The organism is Actinoplanes couchii (assembly GCF_016862075.1).
Classification (GTDB): domain Bacteria; phylum Actinomycetota; class Actinomycetes; order Mycobacteriales; family Micromonosporaceae; genus Actinoplanes; species Actinoplanes couchii.
Genome location: NZ_BOMG01000103.1, coordinates 68,759 through 93,475 on the forward strand (window position 1 = coordinate 68,759; position 24,717 = coordinate 93,475).

Sequence of the window (24,717 nt, forward strand, 5' to 3'; positions counted from 1 at the left end):
GCGGATGCGGTTTCACCTGGTTCCCCGGGGGCAGAGGGTGGGAACGGGCCGGGACGAGGGAGAACCACATGCTGCCTACGCCACGGGTCTCCGGACCCACCGGCACACGCCCGTCGCGCGCCCCACGGGAGGATCTCGACGCGGTCGCTGAGCACTACGCACACGAACGGGACGCCGCCGGCGACGTACGGGCGGGGCGCCTGCGCGAGCAGATGATCAGCGCGGCGCTACCGATGGCCGACCGTCTGGCCCGCCGGTACCGGGGTGGCACGGAACCGCTGGCCGATCTGGAACAGGTGGCCCGCCTGGGACTGGTGAAGGTGGTGGACCGCTACCACCCGGAACGGGGCTCGTTCACCGCGTACGCCGTCATGTGCATCGTCGGCGAACTCAAACGGCACCTGCGCGACCGCACCTGGGCCGTGCACGTGCCCCGCCCGATGCAGGAACAGTCCAGGGCCGTCATCCGGCACGAGACGGACCTGACCGGCGAACTCGGGCGGCAGCCCACCGACACCGAGACGGCACGGCGGGCCGGCCTCACCGCCGCCGGTGTGGACCGGGCCCGGGTGACCGCGGCCGGTCACCGTTCGCTGTCGCTCGACACTCCCGTCGGTGACGGCGACGCCTCCTTCGGTGACCTGCTCGGTGCTACGGACAGCGCGCTGGAGAAGGTCGCCGACAGCGTGACGCTCGCCGGCCTGATCGCGGCCCTGCCGGAACGGGACCGGCGCCTGGTGGTCGCGAGCTTCTACGGAGGCCGCTCCCAGTCCGACATCGCGGCCGAGTTCGGCATCTCGCAGATGCAGGTCTCCCGTCTGCTGGCGCGTACGGTGGCCTGGCTCCGGGAGGGTCTGCTGACCGACCGGGTGCCGCCCGTGCCGGGAAGGTCCGGCCGGGAGGGTGACACCTTCGCGATCACGGTGACACCTTCGGCCGGCGGGCGGATCGAGGTCCGGATCCGCGGCGAGGTGGACCGCGACAACGCCGGAAGGCTGCGGACGGCCCTGCTGGACGTGGTCTGCGGGCAGCCGGCCGGTCTGCGGGTCGTCCTGCAGCTGGGCGAGGTGCCGCTGCTGGACGCGGCCGGGGTCCGTGTGCTGCGGGCGGTCTACGAGTCGGGCAGGGCCCGCGGTGTCACGGTGACCGCGACCGGTCTGAGCCCGGTGATCCACCGGATCGCCACGGTCTGCGGGCTCACCCCGATGCTGGCGGACGACAGCGGTCCGGCATCGTTCACGTCGTAGCGGATCGACCGGCGCGGCCACGCCGGCCGGCCTACCCCTACCCTGCAACGCGGGAGATCCGTTTCCTCTCCGGCAGCGGAGCCGGAGTATCCACGGAAGGAATCAGATGACCGAGACGATCAAGCTGCTGCACGGTGCCGAGATCCCGCGGATCGGCGCCGGCACGTGGCCGCTGAACGACGCGGACGCCGAGCGGGTGGTCGCCGATGCGCTGCAGGCCGGTTACCGGCTGATCGACACCGCGTTCGCGTACGGGAACGAGGTCGGTGTCGGCCGGGGCCTGATCGCGTCCGGGGTGCCGCGCAACGACATCTTCGTCACCACGAAGTTCAACAAGGAGTCGCACGGGAAGGAGCAGGTCGCCGAGGCCGCCGAGCGCAGCCTCGACAAGCTGGGCCTGGACCACCTGGACCTGCTGCTGATCCACTGGCCCAACCCGGGTCACGACAGGTACGTGCAGGCCTGGGAGGGCCTGGTCCAGCTGCTCGAGGCCGGCACCGTCAAGGCCATCGGCACCAGCAACTTCAAGCCCACCCACCTGAAGCGGATCATCGACGCGACCGGGGTGGCCCCGGACGTCAACCAGATCCAGCTCAGCCCGGCGTCCACCCGGGCCGAGGCCCGCGCGTTCCACGCCGAGCACGGCATCCTCACCGAGAGCTGGTCGCCGATCGGCGGGCAGGGTGTGGCGGTGCTGGGCCTGCCGGAGGTCGCCGAGATCGCCGCGCAGACCGGGCGTACCCCGGCGCAGGTGGTGCTGCGCTGGCACCTGCAGCTGGGGCTGCTGCCGATTCCGAAGTCGGCCGACCCGAAGCGCCTGCGGGAGAACCTGGACGTGTTCGGGTTCGAGCTGACCGGGGAGCAGATGTCGGCGCTGTCCGCGCTGGACCAGGGCGAGTCCGTGGTGGAGGACTCGGACAAGTTCGGCCACTGATGTTCTGAATGGGCGCCCCGGAAACCCGGGGCGCCCATTTTCAGGACGGTCGGCGCCGCAACAGCCAGAACAGGCCGCCGCCGATCGCGAACGTGATCAGCACGCCGATCACGCCGGACAGGCCGGTCGCCAGGTACTCGTTGTCGATGCCCTTGAACGCGTAGTCGGCGAGCGGGCCGTCGGCGAACTCGTGGTCCTTCGCCTGCTGGGCCATGCACGTGCCGCCGGTGATCTCGTCGTCGGCGTTGAAGGTGCAGCCCTCACGGGCCGCGTAGTCCAGTCCGTCCGGGCTGCCGGAGGCGAAACTGCTTGCTACCCCGGCGAGCAGCAGGGCCACGAGCAGGCCGGCGACGATGAAAACGCGCTTGCTCATGCGGCCACCTCCAACGGTTTGCGGAACGCCCGGAGCGCGTACACCAGGTCGGGCCGCACCTTCGCGACGGTGACCACGGTGGTCGCGGCGATCAGGCCCTCACCGACTCCGATCAGGACGTGCACCCCGCCGAGGGTGGCGGCGACCCCGGCCAGCGACAGGTCGGTGGTGCCGCCCAGCGCGTACTCGAGGACGAAGCCCTGCGACGCCAGGACGACACCGATGACCGACGCGATGAAGGCGGTGGCGCCGAGACCCGACGCGTTCTTCGGCAGGACGCGCAACAGCAGAGCGACCAGCACGTACGCCGCGGCCGCCCCGATCAGGGCCATGTTGGTGATGTTGAGGCCGAGCGCGGTCAGGCCGCCGTCGCCGAAGACAAGCGCCTGCACGATCAGGACGGTGGACACGCACAGCGCGCCGACCCATGGGCCGACCAGGATCACCGCGAGGGTGCCGCCGAGCAGGTGGCCGGAGACGCCGGGCAACACGCCGAAGTTGAGCATCTGCACCGCGAAGATGAACGCCGCGACCAGCCCGGCCATCGGGGCCAGCCGGTCGTCGAGGTCCGCTTTGGCCCGCCACACGCAGACGGCGAGGCCGGCCACCGCGATCACCATGAATATCGCCGACACGGGACCGTTGATGATCCCGTTGGCGATGTGCATCGCCACAGCTTCCATCGATATCTCCTCTGTACGACCGGCTCAGGGAACCGGTCTCAGCCGAAGCATATTGACAGACCTACGTTGTTGCCAAGCTCTTGCAACTACGCGCCCACATAGCGGCCCGGCCGGTGGTTCATCGCCAGCACCAGGTTGAGCACGACCGCCCCGGCCGCGGACAGCAGCGCCGCGCCGACCGGCAGCACCAGCAGCGACAACAGGACCACGACCGCGTCCAGGCCGAGCTGCACCCAGCCGGCCCGCCAGCCGAACCGGTCCTGGGCGATCAGGGCGACCACACCGAACCCACCGAGGCTGCCACCGTGGCGGAAAATGATCAGGATGCCGATGGCGGTGGCCAGATTACCGGTGATCGTGGCGTACAGCGGGGCCATCTGGACCAGCGGCATCATCGCCGGATGCAGCAGCGAGAACGCCGACACCAGCCCGACGCCGATCGCCGACCGCAGCGTGAACGACCAGCCCCGGCGGGTGATCGCGAGCAGCACGAACGGCACGTTCACCAGCACGAAAACCACGGCCAGCGGCCAGCCGGCGGCACGTTCGATGAGCAGGCCGAGCCCGGCGGTGCCGCCCGTGGCGATACCGCCGGACTTCAGCAGGAACAGGCCGAGCGACGCGACGAACGCCCCGGTGACGATGCTGACGGCGTCCTCGGCTCGGGTGTGCCGTACCGCCGCCGGCTTCTCCAGGGTGTTGATCATGGCCGATAGGTTCACATCACGGGTCGGTCTGTGCAAACGAGGGTCGATGTGCTGAACACTCTGCACAGCTGCCTGTCGATCAAGGCGGGATCTGCCCAGCGCGTGCTGTTTTCTTTAACCTGCAAGTAACTTTCGGGCCCGGGCGCCCTGGAAGGCATCACCGGCCATCCCGAAACCGAACAGCACGATGAGCGCGCCGGCGATCTGCAGGACAAAACCCGCCTCCAGCGCCTGAATGAACACACCCGTCCCGAAGAGCACCGTCGCACCGACCGCGAGCGCCACGATCCGGGCCCGCGACGGCGGCGGCCCGTCCGGCCGGACCTTCAGATCGAACATCTCGGCGAGCCGCTGATGCTCCGCCTCGGTGCCGATCCCGGCCCGGTCACCCTCGGCGTAGTGCCGCACCACGGCCGCGGCGAACCCCGGCGGCAGATCCTCGAACCACACCCGGAGGCGGCCCTTGCCGGCGACGTTCAGGTCCATCCGCTGGTCGGCGTGAGCGATCGGCCCCAGCGCGAGATCCGCCCACGGAATCGTCACCGGCCGCCCGATCCGGCGGTCGGCGTGGATGCCGTCGGCGTTCACCGTGAAGCCGGTCCCACGCCAGGCGATCGGCGCGACGAACACCAGGCCACCGGTGAAGATCACGGTGAGGGCGAGCAGGACGCCATCCCGCTCCCCCTGAACCCAGGACCAGCCACAGACCGCCGCGAAGGCAGCCCACCCACCCAGGACAAAAAGCCCGAGAAAAACCGGAACCGCATGCCTGCGGGTACGGAATTCCCTAGGCCCGATCTCGAACCCGGCACTCCCTCGCCACCGCAGAGCAACAACCACCACCGCCCCGACCACGAACGAGACGACCGCAGCCCCGAGCGCCACCGCCAGCATCCCGCGCGGTTCCTCCCGCCCACCAGAGGCAACCCCCACCCCACCCACCGCAACAGCAGCCGCAACCCCCAGAACCCACCGCCGCCACCGAACCAGCACCCGGGAAACCCACAAACCCATTCCCGCAGCGTACGAGGAACTCCCCGACCGCCGCCGGGCTGTTTGACGGCACTCCTGTTCGGTCCCGGCTCCCGCCGGCACTGTGACTGTCATGCGCCGGCCCGGTGACGATAGGCGCAGACCCGGCCGTGTGTGCGGTCGCCGATCTCGTGCAGCTCGGAGTTCGCCGGGCTCAACAGATGGTGGAGAGCCCTTCCCCGCATCCGTCGCGTGGTACCGGCTTGGATCGCCACCCACAGTGCCCCGGCTTCGTCCTCACGCTGACACCGCCGCAACAGCCGGATACCCAGCATCGCCGCCACCACGAGACCGTCACGCTCTCCGATGCCTGCCGCGTCCCATCCCTGTTGCAGCACCTGCACGGCGTCATCACAGCGGCCCTGCCGGTGAAGACACGACGCCCAGCGCAGCCGCGCCTGATCCGCCCGTGCCCACTCCCGCCGTTCCAGGGCCTCGACGACGACAGCCTCCAACATCATGGCCGTCCCACTCCACAGCCCGTTCATCGCCGAGGTCCTTTCCTGCCCACAGCGCCGGACAGCAGACCCGGCGTGCTCACACAGACGGCCCCGACCAGCCCGGGCCGAGTCGCACCAGGCCGGCGGGCAGGCAACCGAAGCGTCCGCGAGAAGACCACGACAGCGTTCTCCCGCTGCCGGCACGGCCCCAACGAGCCGCAAGACAGACATCGCCCCGTCGCACTCGACGTCACGTGATCATCGAGGACGGTCTGAGCCGTACGAAGCTGCTCGGCCGATATCGCGTAGTACGTGTTCCCGGACATGAATCGCCTCCCAGAGCCCGACGACTTCCACCTATCACGATGGTTCGGGCATCAACCAGGCAAGCCGCTTCCGGAATGCCACGAAAGCCAATAGCTATTAACAAACCGGAGTTAACCCCTGGGCCGAAGGCGGAATGCCCGGCATCCTGAGCATCGAGAGTCCGATGAGGTCAGGAGGGTGGGATGTACTCGACCGGCTTACGGGAAGCGCGCAACGCACGCGGATGGTCCCAGCGCCGTCTCGTGGCGGGAATCGAAGAATACGCACGACACCGAGGTCTCGAAATCGCCTCCACACCGAGCCTGCTCGTCTACGTGTCGGAATGGGAGAACGGGAGAAGAGCGCTGTCCGACTCGTACGCGGCCATCCTTCGCGCTGTCCTCGGAGTCACCGACGGCGAACTGGTCGGCGACGCACCCGGCCCGGTGCCCCTTGATTCGGACGGCTACGTCCAACTCCTTGAACAGATCGACTCCGCACGCAGCATCGGGCGCGAGATGGTCGGCACCCTCCTCGCCCAGACTGAACTGCTGCGCACCATGGATAGGCAGGCCGGAGCGGCGTCACTGGTCGACCAGATGGGCTCCCACCTGGCTGCTTTGCAGGACGTCCTGACCTTCGCTGTGCTGCCGGACGCGCGTAGGCCCGTGGCGATCGCTTTGGCCGGGGCCGCGACCCTGGCCGCCTGGCAGGCGCTGGACGTCGGTGCGGCAGACCGGGCCTGGCGTCACTACGAGCTGGCGAAAACCGCAGCCAGGGATGCCGATGAGATCGCCTATCTGGCGCACGCGATGGCGGAGCAGGCTTACGTTCTCGTCGAGGCGGGACGGCATGATCTGGCTGTCTCGCTGGTGCGGGAAGCCCGGCGAGCGAGCAGCAGTCGAGTATCGAGCCGACTCGCCGCCTGGCTGAACGCGGTGGAAGGCGAATTGTGCGCCCTGGCCGGTCTCCCGGAGGACTGTCGGCGAGCCCTGGATCGCGCATTGGCCGAACTGCCGCCGGACAGCGACGACCGGGATCCGGAGATGGTCAGCATCTTCCTGAACCGCAGTCATCTCGATCGGTGGCGTGGCAACACGATGGCTCTCCTCGGGGACGACGAAGCCGTCGGCGACCTGTATGAAGTGCTCAGAACGATGGATCCGACCTTCGTCCGGGCGAGGGCCGGGGTGTTCTGCCACCTGGCTCAGGCTCACCTCGTCCGGGAGGAGGCCGACGACGCCCGCTCGTGCCTTCTCGCAGCACGACGGCTGGCCGGCCGGACCGGCTCGGTGCGGCATCGACGCCGAGTGGAACGGCTGATGCGGATGGTTTAAGACTCTTCCGGGTCGATGCCGAAGGCCAGGATGTGCAGCAACGTCAGTAGTGTCCCGGAGCTGATGATCTCGCCCTTGGTGATCAGGTCACGGACGTCGGCCAGCGGGATCCAGGTGACTTCGCCGGCCTCTTCGCCGCCCTCCGGCTCACCGACCAGGTCGGCGCCTCGGCCTACGAAGAGCACATGCGGTGAATCGACCATGCCGACGATGGGCTGATAGGTGAGCACCCGTCGGAGGGCGTGCGGCCGCCATCCGGTCTCCTCCTCTACTTCCCGGGCTGCGGTGGCCGCCGGGTCTTCGCCCGGGTCCAGCAGGCCTCCGGGCAGTTCCCAGGCCCACTTGCCCGGAACGAAGCGGTACTGGCGCAGCATGAGCACCCGATCCCGGCCGTCGACGACCGCGGCGATCGCCGCACTGTTCAGCCGGACGACGTGATGTTCGAACCGCTCGACACCCGGCGGCTCGACATCGACACGGGACAGCCTCACCCACCGGTTCTCGTAGATGCTCCGCTCACCATGCACCTGCCAAGCAGGTGACGGTTCGTTCACCTCGGCCTCCCACGAGTCGCACTCCACAAAAACCTATCGGGCCGCCTCGGACCCGAAGGTCCTGCCCTTGGCTACGGTGCGCTGATGAGCGCGAAGCCGAAACCGACCGCTTCGTTCTCGACCGCTGGGTCTGGGAACTGCCCGGCGGCTACCTCGACCACGGTGAGGAACCGCTGTCCTGCGCGGCCCGTGAGGTCGAGGAGGAGACCGGCCGTCGGCCGGTCAGGCGAGGTGGATGCCCAGGTCGGTGCGGCCCGGAAGCAGGTCTGCTCGTAGGGAGCGGGTGCCCTGGTAGTCGCCGTCGCGTAGGCGGCGGAACTGGCGGGGCTTCTCGTCGTCGATGGTGCGTAGGCGGGACTTCAGGCGGTGCACCTCGTGGTCGACGGCTGCGGCGTCCAGGCCGTCGGCGTCGTGGATCACATGCAGGTCCAGGGTTTCGATGCCCACGTACCACAGGGTGCCGTGGGTCAGCGGGAACAACAGGGACTCCAGGTCGCCGCTGATGCCGCGGGGGCCGATCGAGCGGGCGTCCTCCCCCGCCGTCACCACGACCAGTGCGCGGCGACCGGTCAGGCCGCCGTCGCCGTAACGGCGGGGCACGCCCAGGTCCGGGTCCATGTCACCGTAGGCGAAACCGCTGGTCAGCACCCGGTCGAACCAGCCCTTCAGGATCGCCGGCGGCCCGTACCACCACAGTGGGAACTGCAGCACGAGGAGTTCGGCGGCGGCCAACTCGGCCTGCTCACGGCGTACATCAGCAGGCAGTTGACCTTTGGTGTAGGCCGTCCCGGCCTGTTCGGCGAGGTTGCCGGCCGTCCCGGCCAGGTCTCCGAGATCACCCTCGCCGAGCACCGGATCGAAGCCTTGCGCGTTCAGATCGGATGTCGCCACCCGGTAGCGCTGTGACAGCTCCTCGACCCCGGCCCGGAACAGCCGGTCGTTGAAGGAGCCGGAGCGTGGATGCGCGTAGACCCAGTGGGCGGCGCCGGGCCGCGGCGGATGCGCGATCGTCATGACGTTGTCCCCTCTGTCGTGATGGCGGTGATGACCCGGGCGAGCACCCGGCGGGCGCGGTCGGCGGCGATCCGGCCGGCGAGCACGTTGCGGGCCAGGGCGTCGCCGGCGCCGACGAACGCGTGCAGCGCCGCCGCGTCGAGCGGCCCGCAGAACGGTTCCAGCGCTGTGCGGCAGGTGGCTAGGTAGACCTCCTCGGCTTCCTGGCGCACCCGGCTGAGCTCGGACGATCCGGCGAGCGCGGCGACGACATCGGCCAACTCCCGCCCCTCGGCGAGGCAGCAGTCGATGTACGCCGCCGCGACCACCCCGGCCACCGCCGGCAGATCGTGCGCCACCTCGTCGAGGGCCGTGCGCAGGGTGTCGCGTTGCCGGTCCTCGAACGCCCGGTACAGCTCGGTGAGTAGCCCGGCCCGGTCGCCGAAGTGGTCGTAGACCAGCGGTTTGGTCACCCCGGCCCGCTCGGCGAGCCGCCCGAGGGTCAGCTCGTCGGTGCCCGCGTCGCGGATCAGCTCCCGGGCCACGTCCAGCAGCTGGGTGTGCCGTTCGGCTTTGGACAGCCGGCGGCGCGGTTGATTCCCGGTCTCACTCACCCGGCCAAGTTACCACAAGTAACTTACTACTGGTAACTACCGCTCGGCGACCTGCAGCACGATCTTGCCGCGGGTGTGGCCGGCGGCCAGGACCTCGTGCGCCTTGGCGACCGCGTCCAGCGGGACCACCTGGTCGACCTCGACGTGCACCTCACCCGCGTCGATCAGGGCGGCGATCCGGGTCAGGGCCGGGCCGTCCGGCTCGACCAGGAACGGCGAGACCCGCTTGCCCTGGGCCGCCGCCGCGGTCGCCAGATCGGGCGAGACGCCGGACGGCACGGCGATCAGCAGACCGCCGGGCCGGAGCACACGAAGGGACCGCAGGCTGGTGTCGTCGTGGTCGCCGACCAGGTCGATCACCACGTCGACGTCGCTGATCTCGTCCTCGAACCGGACGCTCGTGTAGTCGATCACCCGGTGCGCACCGAGCCCGGTCAGCCACTCGGCGTTGCGGGCGCTGGCGGTGGCGATCACCTCGGCCCCGTGGGCGCGGGCGAACTGGACCGCCAGGTGCCCGACCCCACCGGCCGCCGCGGTGATCAGCACCCGCTGACCGGCGGTGACGGCGGCCGTGTCGAACAGCGCCTGCCAGGCCGTCAGTGCGGCCAGCGGAACCGCCGCGGCCTGCTCGAACGTGGCCGACGAGGGCTTGCGGGCGAACTGCCGGGCCGGCGCGGTCACGTACTCGGCGTAACCACCGGCGGCGCGCGGGAACCACGGCATCCCGTACACCTCGTCGCCGACGGCGAACGTGGTCACCCCGAAGCCGATCTCCTCGACGACGCCGGCGACGTCCCAGCCAAGGATGAACGGCGGCTCGCCGAGGACCCCGGCCATCCCGGTGCCCTCGCGGGTCTTCCAGTCGACCGGGTTGATGCCGGCGGCGGTCACCCGGACCAGGATCTCGGTGGGCAGTGGCGAGGGCTTGGGCACCTCGCGAATCTGGAGGACCTCGGGTCCGCCGAAGGTCTGCTGGGTCACGGCACGCATGGTGGAAGAAGTCATGCGGACCATCGTCGGCGCGTTCCGGATGATCAACGAGTGGCTAGGATGACATGGTGCGCAAAAATCCGGCCAACCCGCATCGGGTCGCGGTCCTGGCCCTCGACGACGTGATCCCGTTCGATCTCGGCATCCCGTCCCGGGTCTTCAACGAGGCGACAAACGACAACGGCCATCGCCTGTACGAGGTGATCACCTGCTCGATCGGTGGCGCCCCGGTCACCACCGGCTCCGGGTACACGATCGGCGTCCAGCACGACGAGACGGCGCTGAGCAACGCGGACACCGTCGTCGTCGCCACCCAGGAACCGACCACCCAGATGCTGCGCTCCGGCACCCTGCCACCCGCGGTCAGCGCCGCCCTGGCCCGGATCGGCCCGGACACCCGGATCGTCAGTCTGTGCACGTCCTCGTTCATCCTGGCCGCCGCCGGGCTGCTCGACGGGCTCCGCGCCACCACCCACTGGGCGCTCGCCGACGAGTTCGCCAGGTTGTTCCCGCACGTCGACCTGGACCCGAGTGTGCTGTTCGTCGACAACGGCCGGATCCTGACCAGTGCCGGAGCGGCCGCCGGGATCGACCTGTGCCTGCACCTGATCCGGCGTGACCACGGTGCCGCGATCGCCGCCGCGGCCGCCCGGCGCTGCGTGATCGCACCCTGGCGCGACGGGGGCCAGGCCCAGTTCATCGAACGCTCGGTGCCGCAGGTCACGGACACCTCGACCACGCGTACCCGCGCATGGGCCCTGTCCCGGCTCGGCGAGCCGTTGACCTTGATCGACCTGGCGTCACACGCCAACATGAGCGTGCGCACGTTCAGCCGCCGGTTCGCCGCGGAGACCGGCAGCAGCCCCAACCAGTGGCTGATCCAGCAGCGTGTCGACCACGCCCGGCACCTGCTGGAGACCAGTGACCTGCCGGTGGACCGGGTCGCGGCGGCGGTCGGTTTCGGCAGCGCCACGCTGCTGCGCAAACACCTGCAGACCACCCTGGGACTGCCGCCGACCGCCTACCGCCGCACGTTCCGCGCCCCGGTCTGAGCGCTTTACCAGGCCACGACACCCTGACGGTCGGGCTGGATGGTGCCGATCTTCAGCGACTTCATGGTGATGTCGTTCTTCTCCGGCGCCGGGAAGTTCGACAGCTTCGCCGGTTTGCCGTCCTTGCCGCCGTCCAGGCTGAAGACCAGGGTGTTGCCCGCGCCGCAGGTCGAGTCGCCCTTGTCGCAGACGGTCCACTTGATGCCCTGGTAGACGCTGGAACCGGACTTCAGCGCGGTCCGGATCGACTCGCCGGGCTCCTTGACGTTCTCGGTCGGCACGTTGACGACCTCGTCGGCCGGGTTCTTCAGGGCGATCGTGGCGTGGCCGTGCACACCGCACTCGGTGTCGGACTTGTTGGTCAGCGTGACCAGGCCCATCCGGGTGTCGCCCTTGCCGTCCGGCTGCAGCGTGATGTTCGCCTCCAGGTCGCCGGTCTTGCAGGCCGGGACCGCGCCCTCGTCCGGATCGGGGCTCTCCGGCGCCTCGGATCCCGTCGCCGCCGGCTCCGCTTCCGTGGTCGCCGCCTCCGAGGCCGCCGGCGCCGAAACCGGCTCCACCGCCGTGCCATTCGCGCAGGCCTGCTGGGTGAGCACCACACCCGCGGTCATCACGCCGAGCAGAGCGAATCGCATGGTCCGGATACGCATCGTGCAACTCCTTCGCCTGTGTGGACTTTCCCGTGCCACCTCGCCCCATGCCCCGGTGAGCATTCGGCCAACCGTTTTCCACCCTTACGAAATCGCGTCTTGAATGTGCGCGACACCTCGTCAGAACGTGCGCGACAGAAACGTTTGTGCCCCGATCGGGGGCGGGTAGGCCACGAACGAGCCATTACCGAATCCGAAGGAGACATTCGCCATGCGTGTGACCGCAACCCTCACCGCTCTCGCCGGACTGACCCTTTCGATGCAGGCCTGCACCGGCGCCTCCGAGGCGGTCACCCCGACCCCGGTCGCCGCGACCGTGGCCGGCCCCGAGGACATCTTCACCGGCGAACGGAAAGCGCTGATCCACATCGCCGAGGACGACAAGGACTGGAGCGCGACGTACGAGGGCCCGATCGCCATCGGGGACGGCACCGACGACGGCGCGCTGTTCCGGCTCGTCCCGGCCGCCGGCGACCAGTACCTGATCGAGGCGCTGCGCCCGCGGGAGGAAGGCGGCCGCTGGTGCGCCACCGCCGACACCCGCGACGAGCCCACCAGCATCGCCACCGGCGCCTGCACCGAGAACGCGAACACCCTGTTCTCGATCACCGCGACCGGCGAGCAGGACGACAAGGGCCGCCCGACCCACCGCATCACCAGCGAGGAGCACGGCACCCTGCAGGTGAAGAACGACGGTTCGGCCCTCTACCTGCAGCAGGTCGGTGACGGCGGAAGCCGCGGCACGTACAGCTTCGTGGACCGTGGCCCGATCGAATAACTTGGGTACAGGGGGCGGGTGACGACATTCGCTCCGGACACCCGATTCGCTCTGGACACTCGTAAAGTCGGCACGAATGGTCTGGCCGGATCCCTGCGCCGATGGCAGAAGTTTCTCGGCGACCGTTCGGCCCCGGTCTACGAGCCCGCCACGATGGCCGATCTGCGGGTCCGTTTCCAGCAGGTCCGCGTCGACGACGCGCTGATTCACACCCATGAGGGCTTTTCCGCCGTACGAGCGGGAAAGCCCTCAGGTGTGGACGGCGCCGTTTCGCTGATCCTCGTCAACCGGGGATCCGCGACGGTCGGCACCCACGACATCCCGGCCGGCAGCTATCTGGTGCGCCGCCTGGACCGCCCGGTGTCGTTCACCAACGGCCCGTGCACGGCCGGCATGTCCCTCACCCTGCCCGGTGCCGCCGTGGCCCCGCTGCTCGGCGACCGGGTGGTGCACGGTCCGGCCGACTCGGCGGAGATGCGGCTGCTCACCGGCTACGCCGACCTGCTGCGCCGGACCGCCCCGGACCTCAGCCCGGCCGGTGCCCGGGCGGCCCGCGAGGCCTTGGCCGAACTGACCGCCGGCGTGGTCCGCGGCGCCGCCGACAGCACCGACCCGCTGACCGCGCCCGCCCTGGTCGAGGCGGCGAAGAACCTGGCCGAATCCCACCTGACCGACGCCGGCCTGGGCCCGGCCACCCTGGCGGCCGCCCTGCACGTCTCGGTCCGCACCCTGCAACGCGCGTTCGCCGGCACCGGCGAATCGGTGACCTCGTACATCCGCCGACGCCGCCTGGACCGGGCCCACCGGGACCTCACCGACCCGGCCGCCCACCTGACCGTCTCGGAGATCGCCGCCCGCTGGCAGTTCAGCGACGGCGCCCACCTGAGCCGGGCCTTCCGGCAGCGCTACGGCACCACCCCGACCGACGTCCGGCCGATGTGACATCGGTTCCTATGATCGTCCGGTGATCGGATCTGGAATGGACTGGCTCGCCGCGGTCCCGCACGACAAGGTCGCGGCGATGCGCGGATTCCTCGACGTCTGGTACGCCGACGTCCCCACAGCCGACCCCACGGAGATCGACAGCCCGGTGCCGCTGCCCGCCGCGCTGACGGCCTTCTACGAGCGGGCCACCCGCAAACCGGTGATCTTCGGGGTGCACAACAGCGTGTACCCGCCGCACGAGTTGGAGTACGACGAGGACGAGGGTGGTGTCGTCTTCGCCGCCGAGAACCAGGGCGCCTGGGCCAAGGTGATCGACCCGGACGACGAGGACCCCGAGGTGTACGACGACGGCGAACCCGACCCGGAACCCCTCAGTGGGGTGCTGCTCCAGTTCGCCCTGGTCGAAGCGGTTATGTCAGCGCCGTACGCCACCCACGAGGAGGTCACCCGGGCCGAACGCGACGAGTTGCTGACCGGCCTGACCCGGGTGCCGCTGTCCCCCGCGTCGTTCCCGGAACACGGCACGCTGCTGTACGCGGGCCCGGGCGTGGTGGCCCTCAGCTACCAGTCAGAGGCCGGTCACCAGGTGCTGACCGGCCGGCGCCGTCGTCAGGAATGAGCCCGGCGCAGGCGCAGCGCCACAAAACTGGGCCGTTCCGTCAGCCGTTCGTAACGGTCCGGGTTCACCTCCCGGAGCGCCTCGACCGCCCGCGGTTCGACCAGGCGTTCCAGTGTGAACCCGGCGGCGAGCACCTCGGTGACCACCGTTTCCAGGGTCATCCGCTGGAACCGCATGGTGATCCCGTCCGCGATCGGGAACTCGACCCAGCTCTCATCGAAGTACGACCCACCGAAGAACCGCCAGTCCGACACCGGATGTGTGGTGGACAGCAGGAACCAGCCGCCCGGGCGCAGCACCCGCCGCACCTCGCCCAGGAAGCCGGCCCGGTCGGTCAGATGATGCAGCACCAGCGCACACACCACCCCGTCGAACGAGGCGTCCCCCGCGAACGCAAGTGGCGTGTCCAGGTCGTGCCGCCGCACCTCGGCGGTGTCCCCGAGCAGCCCCCGAGCATGCGCGACCAGACTGTCACTCCCGTCGACAGCGACGACGTCGGCACCACGGGCGACCAACTCGGCCGCGTAGTGCCCGCCCCCACACCCGGCATCCAGAACCCGGAGCCCGTCGACGTCCCCGGCAAGCGCCAGCATGGCCGGCCGATCGGTGTAGGCGTTGTGCGCCCCATCCGCGGCATGAGCCGCAAAGTGGTCACCAGCATGATCGTGATAAGCATGAGCCGCAGACATCGAACCAGCCTGCCGATACGCCGTTCCCACCGCAAACCGCCTGGTAGAACCTACTTACGGGACGGGAGACGGTGATGCTGGCGGACGTGTTGTCGGAGATAGGTCGACAGGGTGGCAACGATTCGGGCACCGGCCCGGAACCGGTGGTGAGCCTGGAACTGTTCTTCGAGGGCAACAACGACCTCGGATCGATCGGCTGCAACCTGATCGACCATCCCGGCATCCCCGAGTTCTACGCCGTCCTGCGCGCGCTGCGGGCCCACCCGGACGTCGTGGACGTCCGGGTGGGCATCAGTGAAGTCATGGGCGACGACGAATGGCCCTTCAGCAACCACGTCTACATCGTCACCAGCGCCTCCGCAACCGAGGTGCTGCGCCGCACCGCCCGGCTCCAGCCCGAGCCGGAGATGGGATCCGACTGGTGGAACGGCACCCCACCGGCAATCGACATCCCGGTCCCCAGCGGACATCAACTCATGACCCTCTGGTGGGATTAGGTTCTGTCTCGCGGATCATGCGTGGTGATCATGTACGTCGATCGTTAGGTGTATGTGGCGCGTGGTGATCTGAGTAATGACGAGTGGGCTGTATTGGCCCCTCTACTGCCGGTACAGGCGGCTCGTGGTGGGCAGTGGCGAGATCATCGGCAGGTCGTCAACGGGATCTGCTGGGTGAAACGGACCGGCTCGCCGTGGCGTGACATGCCCGAGCGGTACGGTCCGTGCAAGACCGCCCACCGACGGTTCACCCGGTGGGCGGCGGACGGCACCTGGGCCCGGCTGAAAGCTCAGGTCGTCGCTCTTGCCGAGCTTGATGACGGCGTGGAGTGGGACGCTCAGGCCGATGCCACGATCGTGCGCGTCCACCAGCATGCAGCCGGGGCGGTAAAAGGGGGCTGACCGTCACCGAGACGCAGGCACGCGAGAGTATCGGCCGGTCCCGTGGCGGGCTGACCACGAAGGTCCACACCCTGGCCGACGGCCGCGGTCGATCCCTGGCCACGCTCATCACCCCGGGTCAGGCAGCCGATACGCGCCAGTTGATCCCGCTGCTCGCCCTGGTGCGCGTGCCTCGGCCCGGCGGTGCCGGCCGGCCCCGGACCCGGCCGGAATCGGTGACCGCCGACAAGGCGTACTCGTCCCGGGCCAACCGCGAAGCCCTCCGGACCAGACGGATCCGCGCGACGATCCCCGAACCCAACGACCAGATCGCCAACCGGAAACGCCGTGGCTCGCTCGGCGGTCGGCCACCGGCCTTCGATCCGATCGCCTACCGCCGCCGCAACCAGGTCGAACGGGGCTTCAACCGGCGCAAACACTGGCGCGGCGTCGCCACCCGCTACGACAAGAACGGGGCCAACTACCAAGCCACCCTCGACCTGATCGAAATGCTGGACTGGCTACGCGCCGTCCCCGACCACAAAGATCCGCGAGACAGAACCTAGTCCTCCTGTAGGAGATCCGTTCTGCGATCGGCGCTGTTCGGCCGAAGAAATGATGCGCTGATCCAGGGATGGCTAAAATGCCGCGTTGATCAGCCTGGCCGTCGTTCTGGCCTTCATCGGCGTGAAGTTGTTCCCGGAGGCTTTGCGCACCAACGACGTCTCGTTCATCAACGGCGGCAACGGCTTCCACTGGCCCCCGAGATCTCGATCTGGTTCTCGCTACTAGTAATCCTCGGCACCTCGGCCGTGACTATAGCCGTCAGCCTGGCCCGCATGCCCGCCGGCGATCAGACCCGGACCCATCATCGGCTCCCTGGGGTTGACGTCGTCAACCTCACTCGGCGGCGCAGGTCAGGCCGGGTCAGAGCGGGCGGTTGATACGCGATGTCGAGGGCGCCCGGGTTCGTCCCAGGCGCCACGACCTCGTCGATCCGGTCGAGGACGCCGTCGTCCAGGGCGGCGTCGGCACCGGCGAGCAGGTCGTCGAGCTGGGCCATGGTGCGCGGGCCAATGATCGCCGCGCTGACGGCGGGATGGTTCACTGCGAACGCCAGCGCCAGGTGGGTCAGTGACAGGCCGGCGTCGTCGGCTATCGGGGCCAGGCGTTCGACCGCCTCGTGGTTGCGCGGGTCGGTCATGTGCCGGGGAACCCAGCGCATCCGGCCCGCCGACGGCTGTTCGCCGCCGGGGCGGAAACGGCCGGTCAGCAGGCCGGACGCCAGCGGGCTCCAGGCCAGGACGCCGAGGCCGTAGCGTTCGCAGACCGGCAGGACGTCGCGTTCGATGCCGCGGTTCAGGATCGAATAGGTCGGCTGTTCGGTGCGGAACCGGGCCAGGCCCCGCCGCTCCGACGTCCACTGGGCCTCGACGATCTCCGCGGCCGGCAGGTTGGAGTGCCCGATCGCGCGGACCTTACCGGCCCGCATCAGGTCGGTCAGGGCGGCGAGGGTCTCCTCGATGTCGGTGCCGGGTTCGGGATGGTGGACCTGGTAGAGGTCGATGTGGTCGACACCGAGACGGCGCAGCGAGTCCTCGCACGCGGCGACGATCCAGCGGCGCGAGTTGCCGCGCCGGTTCGGGTCGTCGCCCATCGGGCCGTTGAACTTGGTGGCGAGCACGACATCGTCACGACGCCCTTTCAGGGCTCTGCCGACGATGCGCTCGGTCTCGCCGTCGCCGCCGTAGACGTCGGCGGTGTCGATGAAGTTGATGCCGGCGTCCAGGGCCCGGTGGATGATCCGGGCACAGTCGCCGGGGTCGGGATTGCCGTACGGGCCGAACATCATGGTGCCGAGACAGTAGGGGCTGACCTGGATGCCGGTGCGGCCGAGCGGGCGGGTGCGCATCAGACGGCGACCAGGATCGTGCTGACCAGCAGGCTGCCGAGCACGTGGTAGCCACCGGAGATGACCGCGTACCGCAGAGGGTGGGGGAAGTTGGGGTTGATCGCGATGGTGACGGTGTTGGTGGCCAGATAGCCGACACCGACGATCAGACCGAAGATCAGGGCGTCGCCGTACGCGGTGATGTCCAGGACGGCGATCAGGAACGCGCTGGTGAGCGTGATGATCAGACCGGTGATCGGCGGCCCGGCCAGGAACAGCGGGGTGGTCGGGGACTTGGCGCCCACGTCACGGCCCAGGGAGCGGTTGTACGCCGCCGGGAACAGCGCCGCGAACCAGAGGCCGCCGAGCAGGGTCAGGACGATGAAACCGGCCAGGATGCCGAGCCAGTTGAGGTTTCCGAGAACGTCGAACATGGTGTCGAGGTTCGCAGCGGTAGAGGACAGGGTGTGTCCGCTACTCGGAGTCGTATCGGGAACGGGCCTCCCGTACCGCCTCCTGATGACGCACCGACCAGTGCAGCAGCCCGGTCAGCGGGCCGGCCAGGGACCGACCGGAATCGGTCAGCTCGTACTCGACCTTCGGCGGCACACACGCGTGCACCGTCCGGGTGAGCAGCCCGTCGCGTTCCAGATTCCGCAGCGTGTGGGTGAGCATGCGCTGGCTGACACCTTCGGCGGCACGCATCAGCTCGGTGAACCGGCGCGGCCCTGGCAGCAGCAGCACCACGACGATCACCGTCCAGCGATCGCCGATGCGGTCCAGGGTGTCACGCAGCGGGCACTGTTCCTTCATCGCCGGGGTCACCGTCATACCCGGCGGAAGCAGCAGGTCGAGGTCCAATGGTTACTCCCGTGTGCCTGAGGCGGTTCGAAGTGCCGTCTTCCGGTCGCTGCGGATGGTCGCCGACGATGGGTGGCGTGATCAAACGAATTGCGGTGACAGGTGGCGCCGGGGCGCTCGGGGCGGCGGTCGTCCAGAGACTGCGGGACCGGGCCGACGTGATCGTCGTGACGCGACGCCCGGATGTCGTACCACAGGATCGGGAAGTGCGCCGTGCCGATTTCGACAGCATCGAACCGGCGGCGTTCGCCGGCGCCGACGCGGTGCTGGTGGTGAGCACCGACGAGCGGGACGGCCGGAAGAAGGCGGCCCAGCACGCGGCGGCTTTCACCGCGGCAGCGGCCGCCGGGGTGAAACACCTGGTCTACACGTCGCTGGTCGGCTGTGACGGGCCGCCGGATCTGCTCAACGCGGCACACCGGGACTCGGAGGCGGCGCTGCGCGGCACCGGGGTGCCGTGGACGGCGCTGCGCAACAACCTCTACTTCGAAGGGCTCGACGAGCGACAGGCCACCACCGGCCGGTACGTCAGCAACCACGGTACCGGCGCCGTGTCCTACGTCGACCGGGACCGCTGTGCGGAAGTGGCCGCGGCAACGCTGCTCGGCGAGGCGCGAGGGGTGGTCGAGGTGCACGGCCCGAGAGCGTGGGACGCGGTCGCGGTGGCGGAACTGTTCGGGCAGCGGCTGGGACGAGAGGTGATCCCGGTGCTCCTGGACGATCAGGAGTACCGGGACCATTTGCTCGGCACCGGCGCACCGGCCGCCCTGGCCGAGGCGCTTGTTGCGCTCGGGCAGGCGGTGCGGGCCGGCGTCTACCTCAGTAGGTGATGTTCGGCCGGGGCGGGGTGCTCATGTTCGCGCCGAGGAAGTAGTCGACGTGGTGGGACTGGACATAACCCTTCAAGGTCATCGCGTTGCGGTACGCCGGGTTGTGGGTGAGCGTGTAGAGACGCGTACTCGACGGGATGTTGGTGGTGAAAATGATCAGCTCGCTGGCGGCGGCGTTGGTGTAGACGACCTCCTCGCGCCAGTCCCCGAGGATGTCGCCGACCAGCAGCGGGTTGGGGCCGCCGTAGGCGTTGACCGCGCCGTACGTCCAGTTGGCCAGCAGCCGGGGCACGCTCCCGGTGGCGGTCGGCGCGGCCGGGTTCCACTTCTCGAACTTGCCGTCGTTGAGCAGTTCCATCGTGGTGTCGCCGTCCCACCACAGGCCCAGGTGCGGCCACGGGCGCAGGGACGTGTTCGGTTCGGCGAGCTGGTTCGTGGGAGCGTTGTAAAGGCCGGAGAAGGACCACACCTCCATTCCCGGCGTACGCGGATCGATGTCACCGGCCATGCCACGGCCGACGTCCCCGACACCGGATTCGACGTGCTTCCAGATGATCTGCCCGGACGCGGCGTCGTAGTAGTACTCGCGCAGCCCGCTCGGGTTGTCCTGCTGCACCGCGTACCCCTGCAGCCCGGGGCGGGACGGGTCCATCTTGGCGATGTGGAACCGGTCGCCGTGCACCACGCCCTGCGGGCCGAGGGTGTACCGCAGGGTGCCGTTGCCGTTGAGCACGAACCCGATCTCGGCGATCTCGTCGCGCCCGTCACCGTCCACGTCGATGATGCGGGTGTTGTGGCCGTCGGGTGCGTCCTGGTTGCCGCGCAGCCACTTCCACTGCATGGTGACGGCGCTGCCGGTGAACCGCCAGGCGGTGAACATCAGGTTGAAGGCGCCACTGCCGACCCGGTTCTTCATGTACGCCACCAGGCTCGGGTTGACGCCGTCCAGATGCCCGACCCCGAACCGGGCCATCAGCGGACCGTCGGCCAGGTAGTCGGTGGGCACCGCGGCGGAGGCCCGCAGCGCGCCGGTGCGCCCGTCCAGGATCGCGATGAACTGACGGTTGTTGTCGGCGTTGGTGAAGGTGACGCCGTTTCCGAAACGGACACCGTTCGCGATCCGCAGGGCGACCTCGGCCCGGCCGTCGCCGTCCAGGTCGTAGACGGTCACGCCGTCGTTGTGGCCGACGTCGATCACCGACGAGCCGCCCTCGATGTTGTCCTGGTTGGTGCTGTTCGGGCCCAGGTCGACAGTCCACAGGAAGGTACCGTCGCCGCGGTACGCCTCGATGCTCTGTGGTGACGTCTGGCGGTCGATGACGAAGTCGAACTCGCCGTCACCGTCCAGATCCCCGGTCCACGCGAACTTGACCGGGCCGCCGGCGCGCAGCGGTAGACGTACGACAGGCTCGGTCGCGTGGTTGGCGGTGAGGGTGAAAGCGCTGCTGGGGGCCTGCTCGGTGCCGTTGACCACCGGGCGGACCCGATAGGTGTTGACCTTGGTCAGGTCGGCGGTGGTGTCGGTCAGGTTGGTGCCGCCGGTCAGCACCGCGCTGTTGAGCTTGACCTCGGTGGCGCCGGCCGTGGACCGGTAGACGTTGAATCCGATGCCGTCCGGGTCGAGACCGAGCAGCCGCCACGCGACCAGGACGCTGCTCGCGCTCGCCCGGACCGCGACGACACCGCGGCCCAGGGTCTCCATCCGGCGGGCGGCGGCGGTGTTCGCCACGTCCACGTCCAGGTAGTCGATGTTGGCGAGGCCGCCGGCGCTGGTCGCGGCGATCCGGACCGTGTTGCTGCCGGCCCGCAGCGCGGCGGTGAGCGTGACACTGGTCCAGCGGTTCCAGCCGCCGGTGGTGGCGAACGGGGACGTGGCCTGCACGACGGTGCCGTTCACGCTGATCGCGGCGGTGCGGTCGACGGCGTTGCCGTTGGCGTACCGGATGGTGAGGGTGGCGTTTCCGGCCGTTGCGGCGGTGACGGTGAACTGCGCGGCGGTGCCGGCACCGCTGTTGCCGTCGCAGAACCCGCTGCCGGAGTACCCGGAGTAGGTGGTGGCGATCACGCCGTCGCAGGTGGCGGGCGCCGTCTCGGCTTCGTGGCGGACGGTGGCGGCGCTCGCGTTCTGGGCCGCGACGACGCCGCCGGTGGACAGGAGAAGGACCGTGACGGGGATGATCGCGGCCTTCAGGGCTCGGTGCATGTGAGCTCCCGGGGGATGGGGTTAAACCGCTTTCAATGTTTCCCCGAGGTTAAGCATCAAAGATGCTCGATGCAATGCGGTGAAGCGGTTAACTTGCGGTTACCCGGTCACTGTTGGAGAGTGTGCCGGTGGGAACCAGGCAGGAGATCAGCGCGATACCGCCGGACGCCGATCTGGCCCGGGCCGACTCACTGGCGCGGGAGATCTTCACCGACATCGCCAACAAGTGGGCCCTGCTGATCATCGAGTTCGTCGGGCAGCGCACGATGCGCTTCAGCGAGCTGCGCGACGCCATCGGCGGCATCAGCCACAAGATGCTCACCCAGAACCTGCGGACCCTGGAACGCAACGGCCTGATCACCCGCACCGTCTACGCGACGATCCCGCCCAAGGTGGAGTACTCGCTGACCGAAGCCGGTCAGGCACTGCGCACGGTGGTGGACGGGATGTGCGGCTGGACCCAGGAGTACCTGCCGCACATCGAGGCCGCCCGCCGCGACTTCGGCCCGTCCTAGTCCAGGGCCGCCGTCACCTCCAGCTCGACCAGGTGCTCGGGCACGTCCAGGGTGACGATGCCGAACAGCGACGCCGGCGGGGACGCGGTGATGCCCAGCCGGGCCGCCGCCCGCTGCATGCCCTCGACCAGGGCGCCCATCTTCTCCGGCTGCCAGTCCACGACGTGCACGGTCAGCTTCACCACGTCGTCGAAGCTTGCGCCCACGCCGGCCAGCGCGGCGGCCACGTTCACGTAGCACTGCTCGACCTGGGCGGCCAGATCGCCGATACCGACCGTGGTGCCGTCCGCCTGCCAGGCGACCTGCCCGGCGACGTGCACCAGCTTCGACCCGGTAGCCACCGACACCTGGTGGTAGACGGGTACGACGGGCAGTCCGGGCGGGTTGATCAGCGTTACGGCCATGGGTGGTGCCTCTCTCTCGGTTACTCAGTAACCGTAAGAGACCGAAACTGACCTGTGAAGAAGGCACTAATTCGGAACCCGGTCACCTTCAGGTAACCGCATCCGGTAGAGAATGCGCTGGTGAGCAACAAGTATCAGCGTCCGGACCGGGTTCGTTTCGGTGCGGCGTACTACCACGAGTACCAGCCCACCGAGCGGCTCAAGACCGATCTTGATCAGATGGCGGAGGCCAAGTTCTCGGTCATCCGGGTCGGCGAATCGGTGTGGTCGACCTGGGAACCGCGTAACGGTGAGTTCGAGCTCGACTGGCTGCAGCCGGTTCTCGACGGGGCGCACGAGCGTGGCATCGGGGTCATCCTCGGCACGCCGACCTATGCGGTTCCGCCATGGCTGGCCCGGCTCTACCCGGAGATCGCCGGGGAGCACGCCACCGGGCAGCGCAACGCGTGGGGTGCGCGGCAGGAGGCCGACTACACCCATCCGGCGTTCCGGTTCCACGCCGAGCGGGTCAGCCGCCGCATCCTGGAACGGTACGCCTCGCACCCCGCGGTCATCGGGTTCCAGGTCGACAACGAGCCCGGCAACGTGCTGCTGCACAACGAGGGCGTGTGCCAGCGGTTCGTGGACTGGCTGCGCGCCAGGTACGGCGACGTGCAGACCCTGAACCGCGAGTGGGGCCTGGTCTACTGGTCGCACCGGCTGTCGGACTGGTCGGACCTGTGGCGCCCGGACGGCAACGCGCAACCGCAGTACGACCTGGCCTGGCGGGTCTTCCAGAACCAGCAGGCCACCGAGTACATCGGCTGGCAGGCCGACATCGCCCGGGAGTACGCCCGCCCGGACCAGTTCGTCACCACCTGCATCGCCTTCGACCGGGCCGCCGTCGACGACCGGACCCTGGCCGGGGTCCTCGACGTCACCTCCGGCAACCCGTACTACGACATGCAGGACGCGCTCCGGCTCCCGGACGAGCGGGCCCGCCCGCAGGACTGGACCACCCGCGGCACGTGGGCGCTGTACCAGAGCGCGGACCGGATGTTCTCGGCGCGCCAGGAGCCGTTCCTGGTCACCGAGACCGACGCCCAGGCGATCGGGCATTCCTACGTCAACCGCCCGGCGTACGACGGCCAGTGGCGTCAGGTGGCATGGGCCCTGATCTCCCGGGGCGCGGAGGCGATCGAGTACTGGCACTGGCACACCCTGCACTTCGGCACCGAGACCTACTGGGGTGGCGTGCTGCCGCACAGCGGGCGCCCGGGGCGGGTCTACCGGGAGATCGCCCGGATCGGCGCCGAGCTCGACCGGGCCGGCGCGACGGTGACCGGGCTGACGCCGGGGGCCGACGTCGCGTTCGTCTACTCGACCGAGAGCAAACGGGCCCTGGAGTTCCAGCCGTCCCTGGCCACGGGGTCCGGCGAACCTGATCTCCGGACGTACACGGAAATCAATGACGCCTTCTATCGTGGCTCTTTCGACGCGAAACTGCAGAGCCGGGTGTGGCACGCCGCGCATCTGACCGCCCGGCCGGCGGCGGACGTGGCCCGGGAGCATCCGGTGCTGGTCGCCGCGGCGCTCTACATCACCACCGACGCCGACCTGGACTGGCTGCTCGCCTACGCCGAGGCCGGCGGGCACCTGATCCTCGGGCCGCGCACCGGGTACGCCGACCACGAGGCGCGGGCGCGCAACGAGCAGCACCCGGCCCGGCTGTACGAGGCCGCCGGTGTCGTCTACGACGAGTTCAGCAACATCGACGAGCCGATCACGGTGACCGGTTACGGCCACGCCACCCGCTGGATCGACGGTCTCGTCCCGACCACCGCCGAGGTTCTCGCGTCCTACGAGCACCCGCACTTCCAGCAGTGGGCGGCGGTCACCACCAAAGAACACGGCACGGGCCGGATCACCACCGTCGGTACGGTTCCCGACCCGGCGTTCGCCCGCGAACTGTTCGCCGGCACCGCCGGGCCCTGGACGCCGTCGATCCCGGAGCTGACCGTCACCTCGGCCGTCAACCGGGACGGCCGTCAGCTGCGGTTCGTGCACAACTGGTCGTGGGACGAGCAGACCTTCACCGTCCCGGTGGCCTGCTCGGACGTGCTCGCCGACGCATCTTTCGAGGCCGGCGAGCCGATCGCGCTGGGACCGTGGGACGTGCGGGTGCTGGTGCTCTGACGTGTGTTGCGGGCCGC

29 protein-coding genes and 1 pseudogene are annotated in these 24,717 nt (G+C 69.3%); 14 read left to right on the forward strand and 16 right to left on the reverse strand.

What is annotated here, in order from left to right:
• Positions 1-68 precede the first annotated feature (68 nt).
• Positions 69-1,247, forward strand: a complete 1,179-nt coding sequence (locus tag Aco03nite_RS41610; RefSeq protein ID WP_203806569.1) for a sigma-70 family RNA polymerase sigma factor — start codon at positions 69-71, stop codon at positions 1,245-1,247.
• A gap of 106 nt (positions 1,248-1,353) precedes the next feature.
• Positions 1,354-2,181: an aldo/keto reductase gene (locus Aco03nite_RS41615; protein ID WP_203806571.1), complete on the forward strand. Its 828-nt coding sequence runs from the start codon at positions 1,354-1,356 to the stop codon at positions 2,179-2,181.
• 40 nt (positions 2,182-2,221) lie between these two features.
• On the opposite strand, the gene Aco03nite_RS41620 is transcribed toward Aco03nite_RS41615, so the two are convergent.
• The 5 genes from Aco03nite_RS41620 to Aco03nite_RS41640 all read right to left on the reverse strand — a co-directional run bounded on the left by Aco03nite_RS41620 (position 2,222) and on the right by Aco03nite_RS41640 (position 5,464).
• Positions 2,222-2,554, reverse strand: a complete 333-nt coding sequence (locus Aco03nite_RS41620) for a PDGLE domain-containing protein (protein ID WP_203806573.1) — start codon at positions 2,552-2,554, stop codon at positions 2,222-2,224.
• Positions 2,551-3,237 carry an energy-coupling factor ABC transporter permease gene (locus Aco03nite_RS41625; RefSeq protein ID WP_203806575.1) on the reverse strand — a complete coding sequence of 229 codons (687 nt, stop codon included), beginning with the start codon at positions 3,235-3,237 and terminating at the stop codon, positions 2,551-2,553. Before Aco03nite_RS41625 ends, Aco03nite_RS41620 begins: the two co-directional genes overlap by 4 nt.
• 86 nt (positions 3,238-3,323) lie before the next feature.
• The gene (locus Aco03nite_RS41630; RefSeq protein WP_203806577.1) at positions 3,324-3,944 is read right to left on the reverse strand and encodes a YitT family protein; all 621 of its coding nucleotides are present in this window, start codon (positions 3,942-3,944) and stop codon (positions 3,324-3,326) included.
• A gap of 114 nt (positions 3,945-4,058) precedes the next feature.
• On the reverse strand, positions 4,059-4,958 hold the full coding sequence (locus Aco03nite_RS41635) for a hypothetical protein (RefSeq protein WP_203806579.1): 900 nt from the start codon (positions 4,956-4,958) through the stop codon (positions 4,059-4,061).
• A gap of 89 nt (positions 4,959-5,047) precedes the next feature.
• Complete coding sequence (locus tag Aco03nite_RS41640; protein WP_203806581.1) at positions 5,048-5,464, reverse strand: hypothetical protein; 417 nt, start codon at positions 5,462-5,464, stop codon at positions 5,048-5,050.
• Positions 5,465-5,925: 461 nt separating this feature from the next.
• On the opposite strand from Aco03nite_RS41640, the gene Aco03nite_RS41645 reads away from it, so the two are divergent.
• Positions 5,926-7,059, forward strand: a complete 1,134-nt coding sequence (locus Aco03nite_RS41645; RefSeq protein WP_203806583.1) for a helix-turn-helix domain-containing protein — start codon at positions 5,926-5,928, stop codon at positions 7,057-7,059.
• Here the strand turns inward: Aco03nite_RS41645 and Aco03nite_RS41650 are convergent.
• A complete protein-coding gene (locus Aco03nite_RS41650) occupies positions 7,056-7,550 on the reverse strand; it encodes an NUDIX hydrolase (RefSeq protein WP_239145883.1) in 495 nt (164 codons plus the stop codon). The genes Aco03nite_RS41645 and Aco03nite_RS41650 overlap by 4 nt on opposite strands.
• Positions 7,551-7,720: 170 nt before the next feature.
• Between Aco03nite_RS41650 and Aco03nite_RS53640 the strand changes: the two are divergent.
• Positions 7,721-7,834, forward strand: a pseudogene (locus tag Aco03nite_RS53640) (NUDIX domain-containing protein); the annotation flags it as partial.
• 1 nt (position 7,835) lies between these two features.
• Here the strand turns inward: Aco03nite_RS53640 and Aco03nite_RS41660 are convergent.
• The 3 genes from Aco03nite_RS41660 to Aco03nite_RS41670 are packed head-to-tail and all read right to left on the reverse strand — an operon-like array spanning position 7,836 to position 10,225.
• Entirely contained in the window at positions 7,836-8,627 is a 792-nt protein-coding gene (locus Aco03nite_RS41660) for an NAD(P)H-dependent oxidoreductase (RefSeq protein ID WP_203806585.1), read from the reverse strand.
• The gene (locus tag Aco03nite_RS41665; protein WP_203806587.1) at positions 8,624-9,220 is read right to left on the reverse strand and encodes a TetR/AcrR family transcriptional regulator; all 597 of its coding nucleotides are present in this window, start codon (positions 9,218-9,220) and stop codon (positions 8,624-8,626) included. Before Aco03nite_RS41665 ends, Aco03nite_RS41660 begins: the two co-directional genes overlap by 4 nt.
• Positions 9,221-9,256: 36 nt before the next feature.
• Positions 9,257-10,225, reverse strand: coding sequence for an NADP-dependent oxidoreductase (locus Aco03nite_RS41670; protein ID WP_239145884.1), 969 nt, complete (start codon positions 10,223-10,225; stop codon positions 9,257-9,259).
• A gap of 50 nt (positions 10,226-10,275) precedes the next feature.
• Here Aco03nite_RS41670 and Aco03nite_RS41675 point away from each other — a divergent pair, with 50 nt between their 5' ends.
• Positions 10,276-11,262, forward strand: coding sequence for a GlxA family transcriptional regulator (locus Aco03nite_RS41675; RefSeq protein ID WP_203806589.1), 987 nt, complete (start codon positions 10,276-10,278; stop codon positions 11,260-11,262).
• A gap of 5 nt (positions 11,263-11,267) precedes the next feature.
• On the opposite strand, the gene Aco03nite_RS41680 is transcribed toward Aco03nite_RS41675, so the two are convergent.
• Positions 11,268-11,912: a DUF4232 domain-containing protein gene (locus Aco03nite_RS41680; RefSeq protein WP_203806591.1), complete on the reverse strand. Its 645-nt coding sequence runs from the start codon at positions 11,910-11,912 to the stop codon at positions 11,268-11,270.
• Between the two features lie 211 nt (positions 11,913-12,123).
• Here Aco03nite_RS41680 and Aco03nite_RS41685 point away from each other — a divergent pair, with 211 nt between their 5' ends.
• From Aco03nite_RS41685 to Aco03nite_RS41695, 3 genes are read left to right on the forward strand one after another with little or no spacing between them, the layout of a single operon-like run.
• Positions 12,124-12,690, forward strand: a complete 567-nt coding sequence (locus Aco03nite_RS41685) for a hypothetical protein (protein ID WP_203806593.1) — start codon at positions 12,124-12,126, stop codon at positions 12,688-12,690.
• Positions 12,691-12,708: 18 nt separating this feature from the next.
• On the forward strand, positions 12,709-13,632 hold the full coding sequence (locus Aco03nite_RS41690; protein ID WP_203806595.1) for a helix-turn-helix domain-containing protein: 924 nt from the start codon (positions 12,709-12,711) through the stop codon (positions 13,630-13,632).
• A gap of 22 nt (positions 13,633-13,654) precedes the next feature.
• Positions 13,655-14,254, forward strand: coding sequence for a hypothetical protein (locus Aco03nite_RS41695; protein ID WP_203806597.1), 600 nt, complete (start codon positions 13,655-13,657; stop codon positions 14,252-14,254).
• Here Aco03nite_RS41695 and Aco03nite_RS41700 read toward each other — a convergent pair.
• Entirely contained in the window at positions 14,245-14,943 is a 699-nt protein-coding gene (locus Aco03nite_RS41700; protein ID WP_203806599.1) for a class I SAM-dependent methyltransferase, read from the reverse strand. The two genes, Aco03nite_RS41695 and Aco03nite_RS41700, sit on opposite strands and share 10 nt — an antisense overlap.
• A 74-nt stretch (positions 14,944-15,017) precedes the next feature.
• Between Aco03nite_RS41700 and Aco03nite_RS41705 the strand changes: the two genes are divergently transcribed.
• The 3 genes from Aco03nite_RS41705 (at position 15,018) to Aco03nite_RS54600 (ending at position 16,613) form a co-directional block, all read left to right on the forward strand.
• Positions 15,018-15,440, forward strand: a complete 423-nt coding sequence (locus Aco03nite_RS41705; protein ID WP_203806601.1) for a YfbO family protein — start codon at positions 15,018-15,020, stop codon at positions 15,438-15,440.
• Positions 15,441-15,494: 54 nt separating this feature from the next.
• Positions 15,495-16,387, forward strand: a protein-coding gene (locus Aco03nite_RS41710; RefSeq protein ID WP_373872677.1) for an IS5 family transposase whose coding sequence is annotated in 2 segments (ribosomal slippage) — positions 15,495-15,828 and positions 15,828-16,387 — 894 coding nt in all. Because the reading frame shifts where the segments join, the coding sequence is not laid out codon by codon here.
• An 85-nt stretch (positions 16,388-16,472) separates the two neighbouring features.
• Positions 16,473-16,613: a hypothetical protein gene (locus Aco03nite_RS54600; protein WP_307837675.1), complete on the forward strand. Its 141-nt coding sequence runs from the start codon at positions 16,473-16,475 to the stop codon at positions 16,611-16,613.
• A gap of 76 nt (positions 16,614-16,689) precedes the next feature.
• Here Aco03nite_RS54600 and Aco03nite_RS41720 read toward each other — a convergent pair whose 3' ends face one another.
• Genes Aco03nite_RS41720 through Aco03nite_RS41730 form a run of 3 tightly spaced genes read right to left on the reverse strand, consistent with a single transcriptional unit; the run spans position 16,690 to position 18,573 of the window.
• On the reverse strand, positions 16,690-17,733 hold the full coding sequence (locus Aco03nite_RS41720; protein ID WP_203806603.1) for an aldo/keto reductase: 1,044 nt from the start codon (positions 17,731-17,733) through the stop codon (positions 16,690-16,692).
• A complete protein-coding gene (locus Aco03nite_RS41725; RefSeq protein ID WP_203806605.1) occupies positions 17,733-18,146 on the reverse strand; it encodes a DUF1761 family protein in 414 nt (137 codons plus the stop codon). The genes Aco03nite_RS41720 and Aco03nite_RS41725 overlap by 1 nt, the downstream gene beginning before the upstream one ends.
• Before the next feature lie 40 nt (positions 18,147-18,186).
• Positions 18,187-18,573: a winged helix-turn-helix transcriptional regulator gene (locus Aco03nite_RS41730; protein WP_307837676.1), complete on the reverse strand. Its 387-nt coding sequence runs from the start codon at positions 18,571-18,573 to the stop codon at positions 18,187-18,189.
• Positions 18,574-18,650: 77 nt separating this feature from the next.
• On the opposite strand from Aco03nite_RS41730, the gene Aco03nite_RS41735 reads away from it, so the two are divergent.
• The gene (locus Aco03nite_RS41735) at positions 18,651-19,403 is read left to right on the forward strand and encodes an NAD(P)H-binding protein (protein WP_203806607.1); all 753 of its coding nucleotides are present in this window, start codon (positions 18,651-18,653) and stop codon (positions 19,401-19,403) included.
• Here the strand turns inward: Aco03nite_RS41735 and Aco03nite_RS41740 are convergent.
• Entirely contained in the window at positions 19,393-21,606 is a 2,214-nt protein-coding gene (locus Aco03nite_RS41740) for a rhamnogalacturonan lyase family protein (protein ID WP_203806609.1), read from the reverse strand. The two genes, Aco03nite_RS41735 and Aco03nite_RS41740, sit on opposite strands and share 11 nt — an antisense overlap.
• 128 nt (positions 21,607-21,734) lie before the next feature.
• On the opposite strand from Aco03nite_RS41740, the gene Aco03nite_RS41745 reads away from it, so the two are divergent.
• Positions 21,735-22,121: a winged helix-turn-helix transcriptional regulator gene (locus Aco03nite_RS41745; RefSeq protein WP_203806611.1), complete on the forward strand. Its 387-nt coding sequence runs from the start codon at positions 21,735-21,737 to the stop codon at positions 22,119-22,121.
• Here the strand turns inward: Aco03nite_RS41745 and Aco03nite_RS41750 are convergent.
• Positions 22,118-22,525, reverse strand: a complete 408-nt coding sequence (locus Aco03nite_RS41750) for a RidA family protein (protein ID WP_203806613.1) — start codon at positions 22,523-22,525, stop codon at positions 22,118-22,120. The two genes, Aco03nite_RS41745 and Aco03nite_RS41750, sit on opposite strands and share 4 nt — an antisense overlap.
• Positions 22,526-22,645: 120 nt before the next feature.
• On the opposite strand from Aco03nite_RS41750, the gene Aco03nite_RS41755 reads away from it, so the two are divergent.
• Positions 22,646-24,700, forward strand: a complete 2,055-nt coding sequence (locus Aco03nite_RS41755; protein ID WP_203806615.1) for a beta-galactosidase — start codon at positions 22,646-22,648, stop codon at positions 24,698-24,700.
• Positions 24,701-24,717: the final 17 nt, after the last annotated feature.